We start from the raw sequence: 14,893 nt of genomic DNA on the forward strand, positions 1-14,893 counted from the left end.
ATCAATTAACGGCGCTGTGACGTCGGATCGCCAGAAGTATCGACCCATTTGTGGCCGGCAGCAGCGCGCAAAACCATGCAGATAGAGCAAGGATCCCGCGCGCCTCTAGTGCGAGTATGAATGCACCATCCACGGATCTCTGTGTCTGAATCACGACGTACCTGCCGCATTTCCAACATGCGCTTCGTTGCTATTCTAGTATCAATATCGATCATTACCGCTGACTGTTTAAGTAGGGCTGCAACGTCACCGTTTCCGCTATGGCATGTGAGTTGCTACTCCCCCTCATGAGGCGTTCTCAGGATTGGTCTTGGAAAGCCGATGATGCCTGCACGGGGAGATGAAAATGAACGCGGTCGTTGGGCGCGGTAGATATGTCGAAGGTTCATTGGACAAGATGATGCGGCCCACCGCCGAGCACAGGGGCTGCGGCACGTCGGTCAACACAGGCCAGGCGAGCTGCCGCTCACGGGCGGCCCACGGCGAACTGCCGGCCGAGATTTGGGAAAAGGTGAAGAAGCATCCATGCTACAGCGAAGGGGCACATCATCACTACGCCCGTATGCATGTCGCGGTGGCTCCGGCCTGCAACATCCAGTGCAACTACTGCAACCGCAAATATGATTGCGCCAATGAATCGCGTCCGGGCGTGGTGAGCGAGAAGCTTACCCCCGAGCAGGCGGTGAAAAAAGTGCTCGCGGTCGCGACCATCATTCCGCAGACGACTGTGCTTGGCATCGCTGGTCCCGGCGATCCGTTGGCCAATCCAGAAAAAACATTCAAGACGTTCGACCTGGTCGCCAAGGCGGCTCCCGACATCAAGCTGTGTCTGTCGACCAACGGATTGGCCCTGCCGGACTATGTTAACACCATCGCCAAGTCCAAGATCGAGCACGTCACCATCACCATTAACACGATCGATCCTGAAATCGGCGCAAAGATCTATCCGTGGATCTTCTTCAACCACAGGCGCTACGTTGGCATCGACGCGGCGAGGATACTCACCGATCGTCAGCTACAGGGTCTCGAGATGCTTAGCGAGCGGGGTATCCTATGCAAGGTCAACTCGGTAATGATCCCGCATATCAATGACCATCACCTTGTCGAGGTCAACAAGGCGGTGAAGTCGCGCGGAGCCTTCCTTCACAACATCATGCCACTGATCTCGGCGCCCGAGCACGGCACAGTATTCGGCCTCAACGGTCAACGAGGTCCGACGGCTCAGGCACTGAAGGCACTGCAGGATGCTTGTGAGGGAGGGGTAAACATGATGCGGCATTGCCGTCAGTGCCGCGCCGATGCGGTGGGGCTGGTCGGCGCGGATCGCGGAAGCGAGTTCAACATCGACCGAGTCATGAAAATGGATGTCAAATATGACCCCGAGATGCGCAAGGCTTATCAAGAAAAGGTAGAGGCTGAGCGTGCCGCCAAAGTCGCGGCCAGCCGAGAGGGCCTCGCGGAGTTCGCCGGCGAGATGAGCGAAATCACCGTTCTGGTCGCGGTTGCAACCAAAGGCTCGGGGCTGATCAACGAGCACTTTGGACATGCAAAAGAGTTTCAGGTGTACGAAATTTCCACATCCGGCGCCAAATTTGTCGGCCACCGGCGCGTGGATGTCTACTGCCAGGGCGGCTATGGCGAGGGGGATAGGCTTTCGACCATCATCCGAAGCGTAAATGACTGCCATGCGGTGTTCGTGGCCAAGATCGGCGGTTGCCCGAAGAGCAATCTGATCAGGGCCGGAATCGAACCGGTCGATCGATACGCGCATGAGTTCATAGAGAAGTCGGCGATCGCTTGGTTCAGGTCCTATCTCGAGAAGGTAAAACGCGGAGAAATCCAGCATGCCCAGCGAGGTGACGCCGACATTCGGTATGGGTCCCTGATCTCTGCGGGGTAAAGGGGGCGTATGTGCCATTCAAGATCATTGCCTCGCAGTGTACGAGCTGCTCAGCCTGCGAACCGTTGTGCCCGAATGTTGCGATCTCGGAGAGCGCGGGGCGCTTCGTCATTGAACCGGCGAAATGCACCGAATGCATCGGTCATTTCGATGAGCCGCAATGTGTCGCGGCTTGTCCCGTTGACGGCACCTGCGTCATTGACACCTCCTTGCCGCGTTACCAGGCGCCATCCTAAAGAATTAGCCCATGATCAGAATGCCAAGAGCTGCTGCTGAAAGCGTCCAAAGCGTCGTGCTGCGCGTTAGCGGCGCCGTAGGCGCCGAGGTTCGGGCCTTTCTCAGAAACGGCGGCCGCCTTGGATTGGCCGCTGCCCGCGGGCAGAAAGGACGCTGTGGACAATTCGTCCCGTGCAGCGCTCCAGCGACGTTTCTCGACGCCGGCAGCCGCCTTCCAGGCGGTGCTGTCATCGTCGATGTGACTGATGCTGCTGCGCACGCCAGTCCATCATTGGTTGGACCAGGCGCTCCGCGGCGGAGCGTGACGGCGCACACCCAAGAGCACAGCTGCCGATGAACCTTGATTTAACAGCCAACCCGCCGTCCGGCAGCCAGAGAGCGCTGATCTTGTCCACGCCGACCGGCGATGATCTCGCCGGCGCGACCGAGGCTCGGCTGCGGCAGGCACGGCTGTTCGATCATCTTGACGAGGTTGCAAACCAACATGTAGTCGAAGCGCGTGCGCTCACCTCGGACCGCGCCGCCGCATTGAACAGCGTCTACGGCTTCTATCTTTGCACAACGCGCCTCTCGGAGGCGCCGGAGCTCGAAAAGCTCCGTGTTTCCGAAGCCGTGGGGGCGAATCCTCACGCCTACCGTCGGATGCGGCTCGGCAAAAGCGACGAAGGACCCGCCGCCGCGAACAGGCGTCCCGAACTCAAGCCGACTGACCAGAACGGCGCGGGGATCCTTGCGGATGTTCCGAATCGAATAGTCGGCAATGTGATCGAGGCGCGCCGCATCGCGCCGCAGCTGCTCGGTCAGCTGATGAGTGATACGGACGTCGAGTTCCGCGACATGGTGGCGCGCGATGTTCCCTATCAGTGGTTGCCAGCCGTAGTGAACGGCCCAGATGCCTCGGTGGGGTTCGAGATCGCGCGATCGCCCTTGCCAGAGGCGCCAACTGCTCTACGGCACGGCCCTGATCGGCAGGTTTACCTAGAAGCGGCGAGCTGCATCTCAGCTATTGAATTGACAAATCGCGCCGGAGGTGAGGGCGAAGTGATGCGGGACCTCGCCTGCGATGGCTCGGGCATGCCTGCATGTCCGCTTGGGAGCGGCGCATGAGCAACATCGTTCGCGACAGCGACGTCGTCGAGCTCAGCGGGCCGCCTGTCTTCAGCTTTGGCGAAAAGGTACGAGCCAATCGCACCATCCGCAATGATGGCACCTATCCCGGCAAGCAGGTTGGCGACATTCTGGTCTCGAAGGGAGAGGTGGGTTACGTCGTCTCGATCGGCACGTTCCTGCAGCAATTCTACATTTACGGGGTCGAGTTTCTGGAAACGGGCTACCGAGTTGGCATGAAGCGCAAGGAGCTCGAGCCGGTGGACACGTGCGAGGAGACCGATGATCTGCCATTGCCGGAAGAGGCTGTGTCATGAGTGAGTTCCGCTTTTCGAAATATCGCCGGGGCCGGCGCGTTAAAGCCGTCGTCGACCTCATCAACGACGGCTCTTTTCCCAATACGGAGCCCGAGGAGTGCTTGCTCGGCGCCGGAGCGACTGGCGAGATCATCAGGGTAGCCATCCATAACGAAGCGAACGTGCCGATATATACTGTCGATTTTGGTGAACGCCCTGCTCATCGGCTGTCTAGAAGAAGAGATCACAGTGCTTTGAAGGGAGGAGTTCGCGATGAATGCCGCGCTGATGAGGAAGGTAAAGACGGGGCTGATTCCTCACCCGAACGAACTCGATCGCAAGCGGATCCAGCGCGGCTTGAGTTCGCGCAAGCGTTATCTGTATGTTTCACCGAACGTGACGCCGGTGAGGGGTGGCTATCTCATCGAGAGCGCCTGTTGCTCGCGCAATATCGATAAGGATGGCGGTCTGATTGATGTTGCCTTGATTCTTTATGATGCCGTGGGTGGGATCTGGAAGCTGTTTTGCAAGAACCACGCAAAGGGAATCTGGGAGTTCTACAGCCTTTACCACCGTCTGACTTCAGCAATCGACGAATTGAACACCGATCCGGAACGTCTGTTCTGGCAATGACGAACGAACTTTGACGAGCCATAAGGAGCCACGATGGCGCTCAGTGCGGAGGAACTGATCGAAATCGAGCGGCTGCTTGCGGACGATGGCGCCGATACGGGCTCCTTTGTCGAGCTGCCGCGCCGCTTCCCGCAGCTTGCCTGGGTACGTTGCGATGCGTCGGATGTTGCGGACCAGCCGTTCCGGCAGTTTCCTCATTTCGACCTGCATTTGCTGGATGGCTCGGATCACTGCGTGCGGATTACGGCCGATCCGACACGGGCGACCGGCATTGTACTGGCGAAAAGGAATTGAGGGCGGTGAGCGGCATTGAACTCGCAGCGCACCCCCTGGATAGCGCGGATAGTGTTGAGGCAAATCCATCCTTTATTCCACTGTCCGATCCCGATATCACCTTAGCCGAGCTCTCTGCCGTGGAAACATTGCTATGTTCACCGCAAATCTCCAATGGACGTACCACTGAGGCGTTCGAGCACGCTTTCGCAGCGTATCTTGGCCGCAAATATGCCGTTGCCGTATCAAGCGGCACCATCGGGCTCCTGCTTGCGCTCAAGGCGCTCGGGATCGAATCAGGGCAGGAAGTCATCGCCTCGCCCTATTCCTTTCGCGAGACGGTCCATGCCATCAGTCTCGCAGGCGTACGGGTGGTATTTTCCGACATCGACTATTGGTCGGGAACATTGGTCCCAGCAAAGGCCGAGGAACGCATCACGGCAAACACGCGGGCGATTGTCGCCAGCAATTCCAACGGTCATCCGGCGCCATGGTCGGAATTGCGTGCGATTGCCCAACGCCATCAGCTACCGCTTTTGGAGGATTCCACCGAGGCGATCGGATCGAGCTATAAGGGCGAGCTCGTCGGCAGGTTTGGCGACCTGGCGGTATTCGACTTTGCTCAGCCCCTGGCCATAAGTTGCGGCGAAGGCGCCATGGTCGTGACCGATGATATCGATATCGCGGTTAGCTTGCGTCGGTATTGCGCCCATCGACTGGACGAACGCTCCTCCGTTGTCGTCAGTGCCACCGCACCTTACCAGGCTCGTATGAGCGATCTCACCGCGGCTTTGGGGTTGGCACAGCTCAAGCGTCTCAACGAAAGCCTGGAGCGTCGCCGGTTGGTCGAGCAGCTCTACAACGCGCATATGCAATCATTTGGAGGCATCAAACCGCCTTACGTTGGCCCCCATGTGACCGAGGTGAACTGGATGCTCTATCTCGTCCATCTAGGGACGCGCTTCACGCGATCCGGCCGTGACGTCATTGTCGATGATCTGCGTGCCGCCAAGATTGAATCCGCCGCCTATAGCCATCCATTGCATATGCAACGTCACTATTTTGATCTCGGCTATCGGCGGGGCGATTTCCCGGTTGCGGAAAAGATCGCCGATCGCGCCCTGGCGCTGCCGTTTCACACCCATCTCACGAACGACAAGGTCGAATTTATCGTCGAAACCACGAAAGATGCGTCGATCAATGTGGGCGCGGGTGCAGCGATCTACTAAGATGCTTGTCATCCACTACTGAAGGAACAATAGGTTGAGTTGCGATGAGCCGTGCTGCCATTGCGCTAGATCAGCAACGCGATGGCGGGCCGTCTGTGGCGGCATTTGGCGCGCAGATCGCCACCCCGACGAATATTGAGGAAGGCCGGATGCCACATCTTCGTCCGAAAATCCCGGAGGAGAAATGCTCTCCGACAGCGATCGTGCAAAACACTGGCAAAGTAGTGAAGGCGCCGTCTCCGACCAGAGGGTCCAGGCCCGCGCCAGGGCCTCGGAACCGAGCACGTCATAATCCAGATCCTCAGTTTCGGTTCGGGTCTTTAGATTGACCAGTAAGGAGTTGTGCTATCGAGCGGACTGGCGCCAAGGGCTTTAGCCTGTCGCGGATCGATGCTAGCGGCGAGTGCTGTGAACTCGCAACAGGGTCATTGTTCACGTCCGCTTCGCTCCGAACGGGAGGGTGGTGCAAATCAGCGGGCGTTAAGGACATCAAACCATTGGTTCGGCGTGAGCTTCGCCGGGCACTCGAACCGGGATCCGGATGCGTGCCACTGAACTTGCGGGTTCAAAACGTTCTGCTCTTACAAGTTCAAAAAGCGACGACACGCACCTGCGCCAACGCTCACAAGGCTTTATCCGGCGCCAAGCGCCTAAGGCAACTCGAGCAATAGCTAAGCGATGCAGCTGTTAATCGGGGTGGATCATAACATCCATGGTTTCGCCGCTGTCCTCGAATAGGTCGGCACGCCGATCATCCGCCAGCAGCTTGACGCCCCGCGCAGGCAGACGTCACCATCTATCACGGTGAGTGCGACCGGCTCAAGCGCTTGTCCGTTGCAGGGCCCATCGATGCATACCCCAGTGTCGATCTCGAATCTTGCACCATGCCGTCCGCATCTGAGAAAGGAGCGATCTGGAGAGAAAAACTCGCCGGAGCCGATGTTGAGCCAGGCACTGTCATGCGGACAACGGTTGACATACCCGAAATAATCGTTCCCGAAAGTGCGCAGCACAATAATTAGAAACGGCCGGCATCAGCGAGACATACGGCGAATACCTCGATCTGATCGCTCAGCAGGTTGCCGATTATACCTTCGCTCATTCCCGCCTCGTGGTTTCCTGCTTGAAGGTTTCGATCGCGGTCCGCGTCAGTCGAAAAACACCACGACCACGAGCGATCGGGCGATAGCTTGAACTGGCACGGCCCGGCGATCTCCGTGGCACGAAGGAAGGGCTCTGGCGCTAACTCACCAAATGGACCTGGCATGCAAGAACCGCTTCTGGCTGCCGGTGGATGACAATAGGTTCGAGCAAGAAATGCCCTCGGCGGCTGCAAGCCCACCGAGGACACCGTCTGGGCTGGAAGAATGGGGAGACCCAGACTGACAGGACCGTTTGAGCAGAGAAATGACGATCCTGTATCCGATGTTCGCGGGACACGCAGCGCGCAACGCACGCCGAACGATCGGATGTCCGCGGGCGCCGCCGGCGTTCGTGTCTGCGTTGCAATTGCAATGCCAACCCTCTGTACATCCAACGCCCTGGCGAATTTCGTCACCTTGATCCACTGACGGCATCGCTCCAGGTCAAATGCATTAACGAGCACGTGCGCGTGGTCATTCTCATCGTTCCGCAAGATGCGGCGAGCGAATCTCGAGTTGAAGCGCTTGAAGCGGTTGAGGCAAGCCGACATCGTTGTGTGGGCGGTTTTGCCGCTGCTGCCAATCGGGATTGCGGCAGGCCAGCCCTGTCGCCTCAAACGTAAGCTCGGTGATCACCTGTGCCTCGCTCGGACCCCGTCGCGATTGGGCGCTATCTTTGACGAAAACGCGGGATGGGCAGCGGCACGTGCGCGGCGCTTAACCTTTCGGCGAGGAAGTTCTTTGGTTCGCGGTCGAACGATGCAATTAGCCGACTCCCCTGGGCAGAGCGCTCTATTCACTGGGCCGATCGCCATACGCGCTCCTCGATAGACGGTACGCAGATCACGAAGATCGCGGCTCATTCCGCGAAATGACCGTGCAAGGTCTGAACAGACCGAGCGAGTATCTTCCGTCTAATCGCAGGAGCGGACTGCGGAAAGCTGAAGCTGAAGCGTTGAACGTGATGCGACGTTTGTCATGTCCGGAACAGGAGAGAACGACATTGTCGTAACCGCGGCAATGAGTGTCAGTGGCGCCGGAGGCGGGCAAGGGATCGTTGCGGAAACGAGCGTTACGCATTGGCGTGGAAGTTGCTTGAACATGTTGGATGGTTGAGCAAATGATGCGTGAGCAGAAACGGTCACGATTTGGGAGAAGGCGTTGAAACTGATCAAGGAGGCCGGTCAGACGCGGAGGTATCTGCTCGCGGATTTTCCGATAACAAGCACGACTAACAAGCACGATGATGTCCGCTCGCTTCGGCTGCTTTCGCGAGCACGAGTGGGAGTCAGCTGCTTCAATTGATCGATCCGGCGTTCAACTGAAGAATAGATTGTGCGGCAAGTACTCCGGCGTTGCCGCTTTTCAGATGAACCCGTTGATTGCAGGATAGGCGCATGAATGCAGAAACCGAATTCGAGCTTCCTCAACTTTACAGGCATCATGCCTTTGCCTGCCATACGCAGCGTCCGCCGAATCATCCGCACGGCAGCTGCGGCGCCTCGGGCGCGCAAGCCCTGTGGGATAGGATGGGCAAGGCGATCGAATCGCAAGGTCTGAACGATGTCGGCTTCACGGTGGCGGGCTGCCTCGGCTTTTGTAACTCCGGCCCTTTGATGGTCGTCTATCCCGACGGAGTCTGGTACCGCGCGACCACGCCCGAGGACGTGGACGAAATCGTAAATTCTCATCTCGTACAAGGCAAACGCGTGGACCGTCTTGTGATGGTGCTCAAGCGAAGCTAGTGTCCTGAGTCACAAGTTCGCAATCGTAGATTCGCAGTAGATTCGCGTCGCCGTGCCAAGGATGGAGGCTGCAGCAGCGACGGAGGATCTGATGGCGGTCCAGCAACTTGCGCCCTGACATTGAGCGATGAAGAGCGTGCCGAACTGAAGTCGCTGACGATGCGGCGGAAGACAGCGCAGGCGCTGGCTCTGAGAGCCCGGATCGTGCTGACCTGCGCGGAGGGCGGTCAGAACAAGGAAGTCGCGGCCAAGCTGGGCCTGGACCGATCGACGGTAGGCAAGTGGCGGCGGCGTTTTGTGGAGCGGCGCGTGGACGGGCTGCATGACAAGCCGCGCTCCGGGGCGCCACGTACGGTTGACGATGCCCGCATCGAAGCCGTGATCGTGAGGACGTTGGAGAGTTGCCCTGAGAACGCCACCCATTGGAGTTCTCGCGACATGGCGAAGGCCAGCGGCCTATCAGTGTCGACGGTGCAACGCATCTGGCGGGCCTTCGGGCTCCAGCCGCACCGAATGGAGACGTTCAAGCTCTCGACCGATCCAAACTTCGTGCCCAAAGTGCGCGACGTTGTGGGCCTCTACGTCTCGCCACCGGAGCACGCCATCGTTCTATGTGTGGATGAGAAGTCCCAAATCCAGGCGCTGGACCGCAGTCAGCCGATGCTGCCGATGCGTCCCGGCCAGAAGAAGCCATGACTACACGAGGCACGGCACCACATCGCTGTTCGCCGCCCTCGATATTGCTAGCGGACGGGTCATCGGCAAGTGCATGGACGCCACCGCACCGCCGAGTTCCGCAAGTTCCTCGACGAGATCGAAGCTGCCGTGCCGCGTGAACTGGACGTCCATCTCGTCATGGACAATTACGCCGCGCACAAGACCCCTTGATCCGAAAATGGCTGGCTAAACGGCCGCGTTGGCACGTGCACCTGACCCCGACCAGTTCGTCATGGCTCAACCAGGTCGAGCGCTTCTTCGCGCTCCTCACCGATAAGAAGATCAGGCGCGGCATCTATCGCAGCATCGCCGCTCTCAGGGCTGACATCACTTCGTTCATCGACCGACACAACGCCGATCCAAAACCGTTCCGATGGACTAAGTCCGCCGATGACATCCTTGCTTCCATCGAACGCTTCTGCCGGTACAATGCCCCGGCAAAACACGACCCGATGTCGCGAACTTCTGGTTCAGGACACTAGCTGGCTTCGCTTAGCGCCGCTTGGTCCGGGCTATCGAGAATGCACGGCTTATCTGTTCAAAGACTGGGGTCGTTGAGCTGTTCGATCGTTCTTAAGGTGACTGGGTGCCCTCACGCCTCCAGGAGGTGCGCAACAGGAGGCCATTGACCTTGTCGCTGTGGCCTTGGATTCAAAAATGTTCGGTGAGAGACGGACCGGTCAGAGTAGTGCGCTTGATCGAGTCCGATGAGGCCCGAGCGTCACCCCTTTTGTAGCGCGGTCTGCCTCCCAGAGCGACAACCGATTTGAATTGCCGCCTTTGATAAGCGGCTGGCACTCTGCAGCGTGCGTAAGCGGCAAGCTGAGGCCGTTCACGCGGCGTGGTTCCATGGCATAAGCGCCTCGATCTGGCTGCTCGGCCAGCCGTTGGCGATGCGCTGAAGCGTGAGGGTGAGCCAGGCGAACGGATCGACGTTGTTCATCTTCGCTGTCTGCAGCAGTGTCGCGATGGTCGCCCAGGTTCGTCCGCCGCCGTCGCTGCCAGCGAAGAGGCTATTCTTTCTCGTAATTGTTTGTGGCCTGATGGCGCGTTCGACGATGTTGGAGTCGAGCTCAATGCGGCCGTCGGTCAGGAAGCGCTCGAAGATGGCACGGCGCGAGACGGCATAGCGGATTGCCTCGGCCAGTTTTGATTTGCCGGAGATCCGCCGCAAGGTCTGCTGCCAGAGATCAAAGAGATCTGCGACGACCGCCGCGGAGGCTTGCTGACGCGCGGCAACGCGTGCGTGGGGACTTTGACCGCGCACGGTCTTCTCGACCTGCCAGAGCTTTGCCATCCGCTCGACCGTCGTCGTTGCCACTTTCGAGCTTCCTGCAACATGCAGCTCGTAGAACTTGCGTCTGCTGTGTGACCAGCAGCCAGCCAATGTGATGCCATCATTGCCGCGATCGGCGCGCGCCAACTTGTTATAGGCGGCATAGCCATCCACTTGCAGGATGCCCCGATAACCATTGAGATGGCGGACCGCGCATTCGCCGGAGCGGCTGTCTTCGAAGCGATAAGCCACCATCGGGGGACCGCTGCGGCCAAAGGTGCGGTCATCTCTGGCATAGGCCCATAAGTAGGCCGTTTTCGTCGATCCGGAGCCGGGAGCGAGCGTCGGCAGGGTGGTTTCGTCGGCAAAGACCCGTTCGGCCTTCTTGACCTCGCTGAAGATGTAGTCGGCCATGATCTCGAGCTCGAAGCCGAGCTTGCCCATCCATTGCGCCATCAGCTGGCGGTCGAGCTCGACATGATCGCGCGCGTAGATCGCCTCCTGCCGGTAGAGCGGCATGCCATCGGCGTATTTGGCGACCGCGATCTGGCCAGAAGCGCTTCCGTCGGAATGCCTCCTTCAATGATATGGGCCGGAGCCGGCGCCTGGATTACGCCGTCCGCGTTCTTGAAGGCATACTTGGGACGGCGCGTGACGATCACACGGAACTTCGCTGGCACCACATCCAGACGCTCCGACACGTCCTCGCCGATCACCACCTTCTGCTTGCCGGCATGCTCAGCAAGGTCTTCCGGCTCAATGACGGTTTCGATCCGTTCCAGATGGGGCGCAAAGCCCTTGCGCCGACGCGGTGCACGCTTGCCATCCGCTTGCTCATGGCCCTTGCTGACCTGGGCCTTGATTGCAGCGATGCCGGTCTCAATTTCCTCGAAGACAAAGGCCTGCTGTTCATCGTCGCCGTTCGCAGAGCCGAGCTTTTCCGATCGTCGGCCGAACCGGGCGCGGTCGAAGGCCTTCAGGATCTGCGTCAGCCGCTCGATACGCGCATCGGCATCGGCGTTGCGCACCCTGAGATCGGCGACTTCGCTCTCCAGAGCATCGGCGCGGGCCGCCCTCTCGGCCAGGGCAAGCACCATGGCTCTCAGCGTCTCTACGTCATTCGGGAGGTTGAGATCGGGCGGCGTCATTGGCCCGACCAGAGCACATTTTGCCCCGGTTCTCTTGCCTTTTCAGCTCACTGATTCACTTCGCCGCAGCGCTTTTACCCAACAATCTCCGGCGGCTTGACCGCCACGGTCCGGACCCGCTTCCAGTCCATTCCATCCACCAGTGCCATCAACTGCGCAGGATTCATCTGCACCCGATGATGCCCGATCCGCGGCCAGCAGAACTTCGCCTTTTCGAGACGTTTTAAATAGAGGCACACGCCGGAGCCATCCCACCATACGATCTTTATTCTGTCGGCTCTTTTGGCCCGGAAGACATAAAGCGCACCGTCGAACGGATCTGAGCCCGCATCGCGCACAAGCGCAACCAGGCCATCGATACCCTTGCGGAAGTCGACTGGATGGCTGGCGAGGAACACCTTCACGCCCGAGGGAATCATGCCGAACGCACCGCCCGGATCACTCGCTGCAAGTGCGCCTCGTCGACGTCCACGCCGGCACGCACGACGACCTCGCCAATGGCAATCTCAATCACTGTGCCTGCCACAGACGCCACCACGCCCTCGCAACTCGAGTGCCGCGAGCGATAATGCCGCTCGGCCCGAGCATCACGGCGCCAAGCGAACAGCTGCGACGGGTGAATGCCGATCCGGCGGGCGATCGCCGAGACGCTCGCGCCAGGCTCCAGCGCCTCTGTCACAATTTGCGCCTTGAACTCGTCCGACCAGCGTCGGCGAAGCTGCCGCGGCGCTCCCTCAAGACGGTCGGCGACCGCTTCGATCATATGGAAGGTTCTAGTTCCAGAACTAGGCGCAGACATAGAAGCTCACATCGGCTCACAAACTCAGCAGCCGATAGCCGATCGCTTACCACTCCGCCAGACGGGGTTTCTTTGCCGCTTACCAGCGTGCAAGGAGGCAGGGAGCTGAATCTAGTCGATCACTATTAGTGATGCAGGCGCTCCGCCACTTCATGCCATCAATTCGTAGCTCACAGAGCGAGCATTGTTGCGCGTGCAGTCCGGCGCTGGCGAGACGGTGCACCTTAAACTCGCCGTCTCGCTCGCATCTGAACAAGCCGATCTCTTCCCTGGAGCTTGTGCTATCGTCAGAACTTGTACGTGATTCCGCCGCTGACGAGCCATGGGTCGATATTGGCGCGGCCAGTGACGGCTATCGCATTGTTTACGGTCGCCGAGTAATCCGGCCGCAGCCACAACTTCTTCACGTCGAAGTTGAGGCCCCAGTGACGGTCAAGCATGTAATCGAAGCCGAATTGGACCGCGGCGCCAAACTGGTTGCTGATGCGCAAATCCGCCACCGCAAGCCCCGCGAGCGGCGTATTGGCTGCTGATTGGTTGAAGAATGCGGTGTAGTTGATGCCCGCGCCGATATAGGGCTTGAGCGGCCCGAAATCGGTGAAGTGATATTGCAGCGTCAGTGTCGGAGGCAATAGCCAGGCCTTTCCAACATCGAGCCCGTTGAGCGTGCCGCTACCGCTGATGTGATGGCTGGCCACGCCGAGAATGAGTTCGGCGGCAATGTTTGTTGTGAAGAAATAGGTGATGTCGAGCTCCGGTATCACTCGATCGCTGATCGACAGGCCGGAACTTGGTGACGACAGCGGCGGGGCTCCCGCGACGTTGACCGAGCTGGCTGCGCTGTCCGGCAAGACGCTGAGCACGCGCAGGCGGATCATCCACGGATTGAAGGGGGCGATCGGGGGCGATTTGTAATAGACCGGTGCCGGCGCCAGATCTGCAGCCTGTACCGAGATGCTGACGGAACTGAACGAGGCCGCGAGCGTGAGCAGCGATGCCGTCGTCAGAAGGGTTCTTGCTTTCATCAAGTTCTCCATTCCAAGTCCGCGCGAAGAGTCGCGCGAGAACCTCTGTCACACATTGCGGATGGAGAAGGATTTGATGCCGATCAAAATGGCTACGGCCGTAGCGCAATTAAGCAGCCAAGTTGCATAAGCACCACGGCCGGGAAGCGTCGTGGCGCCTGTTCATCGATATTCGACTCAATATTCTGTCTGAGCCGAACTCTACTAGGAACTGGTTATCATCTTATCGATCTGATCCAAGCCAGATGAGTCATGGGGCGATGGAGGCGGTCTAGCTGCAGCGGCCTCTTACACACCGTGAGCGCGAAAGGGTTGTGTTCACACGGAGCGCAACATGGGCTCCGCTGTGTTACAGACGAGCCACTCACACTTGCTTGTCGGCGAAAAGCGTGTCGGCGGTCCCTGAAGGGTTCGGAAGGCGACAACGTCGCTCTTCGCGTCAGTTTCCGCACGATAGCATTCATCATCTCATTACATCTGGAGACAGCCTGGGGCTTTTCCTTCGTGCGGACATCTCTCGAGATCATCTTGCGTCTTCTGGCCAAGCATCGACAATACGGGCTCGTCATCGAATCCGGCGTATCTTGCACCGTCGGCGTTGATCAGCGGGCGTCGGATCAGGAGCGGATCGCGCAGCATCAACGCGAGCGCGCTCGCCGCGTCGATTTCGTCGGGATTGATATCGCCCGACTTGATACGAGGCGCGGCTCGGTTGAACCAGGATGCGATCGGCTTATTGCCGAAGAAGAGGCGTAAATCCTCGGCAGTCCATCGCTCCTTCAAGATGTTCTTGGCTATCACGTCATGGCCAGCGGCCTTCAGCGCCTGCATTTGATACGCATTGGTGTCGCAGCCGGGTTTTTGATAAAAGATAATTGTCGCCGTGGCCTGCTCCTTATGTAGGTACGGCGCGCTGAACGATCGGGCCGGCGACCGCCGCGTTCCAGAGTGCATTCGACCTTTTTTGAGAACCATCCCCAAGGTCAGCGGCTTTACCACCTGCCGCGGCTCATGCCGCCGACCGACTTGGCCTCCTCGGGCGTTTGCAAACGACCAAGATCCGGACATTTTGAAATTGAGCCGCTAACTCATCGATGAGCTCCTTTCGGTCTCGGAAAGAAGGCACCGAGCAGGAGTGCATTTGGCGTCAACCCATGGGTGACGCTTGAAAGGCGTCTTGGGCGGTAAGCTCGTGCGCCCCGATCTGGTTCATGCTGCATTGAATTGCAGGTCGCGCGGCAGATCGAACACCACCGGCGAAACACTACCTGCAAGGTTTCGCCGCCGACATCCTCACTCTCCTCCGATCGTCGACAAGGGGCTTGCAAGAAGAGTAGCAAGGTCCGTTCCACACATGATGCATCGG

At 59.0% G+C, this 14,893-nt stretch carries 13 protein-coding genes and 4 pseudogenes; 10 read left to right on the forward strand and 7 right to left on the reverse strand.

Going from position 1 to position 14,893, the window contains the following annotated elements; genetic code table 11:
- Positions 1-346: 346 nt before the first annotated feature.
- Both nifB and G6P99_RS10680 read left to right on the forward strand, forming a co-directional pair.
- Complete coding sequence (nifB, locus tag G6P99_RS10675; protein ID WP_165128113.1) at positions 347-1,900, forward strand: nitrogenase cofactor biosynthesis protein NifB; 1,554 nt, start codon at positions 347-349, stop codon at positions 1,898-1,900.
- Between the two features lie 11 nt (positions 1,901-1,911).
- Entirely contained in the window at positions 1,912-2,136 is a 225-nt protein-coding gene (locus tag G6P99_RS10680) for a 4Fe-4S binding protein (protein WP_029084666.1), read from the forward strand.
- On the opposite strand, the gene G6P99_RS10685 is transcribed toward G6P99_RS10680, so the two are convergent.
- On the reverse strand, positions 2,133-2,396 hold the full coding sequence (locus tag G6P99_RS10685) for a hypothetical protein (RefSeq protein WP_029084665.1): 264 nt from the start codon (positions 2,394-2,396) through the stop codon (positions 2,133-2,135). The genes G6P99_RS10680 and G6P99_RS10685 overlap by 4 nt on opposite strands.
- A 74-nt stretch (positions 2,397-2,470) precedes the next feature.
- Here G6P99_RS10685 and G6P99_RS10690 point away from each other — a divergent pair, with 74 nt between their 5' ends.
- The 6 genes and pseudogenes from G6P99_RS10690 to G6P99_RS10715 all read left to right on the forward strand — a co-directional run bounded on the left by G6P99_RS10690 (position 2,471) and on the right by G6P99_RS10715 (position 5,675).
- Positions 2,471-3,244 (forward strand): hypothetical protein, encoded by a 774-nt coding sequence (locus tag G6P99_RS10690; RefSeq protein ID WP_165128115.1) that lies wholly within the window; start codon positions 2,471-2,473, stop codon positions 3,242-3,244.
- Positions 3,241-3,561 carry a nitrogen fixation protein NifZ gene (locus G6P99_RS10695; protein WP_029084663.1) on the forward strand — a complete coding sequence of 107 codons (321 nt, stop codon included), beginning with the start codon at positions 3,241-3,243 and terminating at the stop codon, positions 3,559-3,561. The genes G6P99_RS10690 and G6P99_RS10695 overlap by 4 nt, the downstream gene beginning before the upstream one ends.
- Positions 3,558-3,798, forward strand: a pseudogene (locus G6P99_RS10700) (nitrogen fixation protein NifZ). Before G6P99_RS10695 ends, G6P99_RS10700 begins: the two are co-directional and overlap by 4 nt.
- Before the next feature lie 15 nt (positions 3,799-3,813).
- Positions 3,814-4,173: a DUF3024 domain-containing protein gene (locus G6P99_RS10705; RefSeq protein WP_029084662.1), complete on the forward strand. Its 360-nt coding sequence runs from the start codon at positions 3,814-3,816 to the stop codon at positions 4,171-4,173.
- Between the two features lie 33 nt (positions 4,174-4,206).
- Positions 4,207-4,467, forward strand: coding sequence for a hypothetical protein (locus G6P99_RS10710; RefSeq protein ID WP_029084661.1), 261 nt, complete (start codon positions 4,207-4,209; stop codon positions 4,465-4,467).
- 14 nt (positions 4,468-4,481) lie between these two features.
- Positions 4,482-5,675 carry a DegT/DnrJ/EryC1/StrS family aminotransferase gene (locus tag G6P99_RS10715; protein WP_246709854.1) on the forward strand — a complete coding sequence of 398 codons (1,194 nt, stop codon included), beginning with the start codon at positions 4,482-4,484 and terminating at the stop codon, positions 5,673-5,675.
- A 701-nt stretch (positions 5,676-6,376) separates the two neighbouring features.
- Here the strand turns inward: G6P99_RS10715 and G6P99_RS10720 are convergent.
- Entirely contained in the window at positions 6,377-6,688 is a 312-nt protein-coding gene (locus G6P99_RS10720) for a Rieske (2Fe-2S) protein (protein ID WP_246709491.1), read from the reverse strand.
- A 1,526-nt stretch (positions 6,689-8,214) separates the two neighbouring features.
- Here G6P99_RS10720 and G6P99_RS10725 point away from each other — a divergent pair.
- Positions 8,215-8,562 carry a (2Fe-2S) ferredoxin domain-containing protein gene (locus G6P99_RS10725; RefSeq protein ID WP_029084658.1) on the forward strand — a complete coding sequence of 116 codons (348 nt, stop codon included), beginning with the start codon at positions 8,215-8,217 and terminating at the stop codon, positions 8,560-8,562.
- Positions 8,563-8,721: 159 nt separating this feature from the next.
- Positions 8,722-9,761 (forward strand): annotated as a pseudogene (locus tag G6P99_RS10730) (IS630 family transposase).
- 350 nt (positions 9,762-10,111) lie between these two features.
- Here G6P99_RS10730 and tnpC read toward each other — a convergent pair.
- The 5 genes and pseudogenes from tnpC to G6P99_RS10755 form a co-directional block, all read right to left on the reverse strand.
- Positions 10,112-11,703 (reverse strand): annotated as a pseudogene (gene tnpC / locus G6P99_RS10735) (IS66 family transposase).
- A gap of 74 nt (positions 11,704-11,777) precedes the next feature.
- The gene (gene tnpB / locus G6P99_RS10740) at positions 11,778-12,122 is read right to left on the reverse strand and encodes an IS66 family insertion sequence element accessory protein TnpB (protein ID WP_165125830.1); all 345 of its coding nucleotides are present in this window, start codon (positions 12,120-12,122) and stop codon (positions 11,778-11,780) included.
- A gap of 170 nt (positions 12,123-12,292) precedes the next feature.
- Positions 12,293-12,466 (reverse strand): annotated as a pseudogene (locus G6P99_RS10745) (transposase); the annotation flags it as partial.
- A gap of 323 nt (positions 12,467-12,789) precedes the next feature.
- Positions 12,790-13,539 (reverse strand): OmpW/AlkL family protein, encoded by a 750-nt coding sequence (locus G6P99_RS10750; protein WP_029084285.1) that lies wholly within the window; start codon positions 13,537-13,539, stop codon positions 12,790-12,792.
- Between the two features lie 459 nt (positions 13,540-13,998).
- Positions 13,999-14,358 (reverse strand): ArsC/Spx/MgsR family protein, encoded by a 360-nt coding sequence (locus G6P99_RS10755; RefSeq protein WP_051346674.1) that lies wholly within the window; start codon positions 14,356-14,358, stop codon positions 13,999-14,001.
- Between the last annotated feature and the right edge of the window lie 535 nt (positions 14,359-14,893).

Source organism: Bradyrhizobium sp. 6(2017), assembly GCF_011058295.2.
In the GTDB taxonomy this organism is placed as follows: Bacteria; Pseudomonadota; Alphaproteobacteria; order Rhizobiales; family Xanthobacteraceae; genus Bradyrhizobium; species Bradyrhizobium septentrionale.

Excerpts from the sequence above, each read along its gene's own strand:
- nifB (WP_165128113.1), top strand. The coding sequence starts at position 347 with ATGAACGCGGTCGTTGGGCGCGGTAGATATGTCGAAGGTTCATTGGAC.
- G6P99_RS10690 (WP_165128115.1), top strand. The coding sequence starts at position 2,471 with ATGAACCTTGATTTAACAGCCAACCCGCCGTCCGGCAGCCAGAGAGCG.
- G6P99_RS10695 (WP_029084663.1), top strand. The coding sequence starts at position 3,241 with ATGAGCAACATCGTTCGCGACAGCGACGTCGTCGAGCTCAGCGGGCCG.
- G6P99_RS10705 (WP_029084662.1), top strand. The coding sequence starts at position 3,814 with ATGAATGCCGCGCTGATGAGGAAGGTAAAGACGGGGCTGATTCCTCAC.
- G6P99_RS10710 (WP_029084661.1), top strand. The coding sequence starts at position 4,207 with ATGGCGCTCAGTGCGGAGGAACTGATCGAAATCGAGCGGCTGCTTGCG.
- G6P99_RS10725 (WP_029084658.1), top strand. The coding sequence starts at position 8,215 with ATGAATGCAGAAACCGAATTCGAGCTTCCTCAACTTTACAGGCATCAT.
- tnpB (WP_165125830.1), bottom strand. The coding sequence starts at position 12,122 with ATGATTCCCTCGGGCGTGAAGGTGTTCCTCGCCAGCCATCCAGTCGAC.
- G6P99_RS10750 (WP_029084285.1), bottom strand. The coding sequence starts at position 13,539 with ATGGAGAACTTGATGAAAGCAAGAACCCTTCTGACGACGGCATCGCTG.
- G6P99_RS10755 (WP_051346674.1), bottom strand. The coding sequence starts at position 14,358 with ATGCAGGCGCTGAAGGCCGCTGGCCATGACGTGATAGCCAAGAACATC.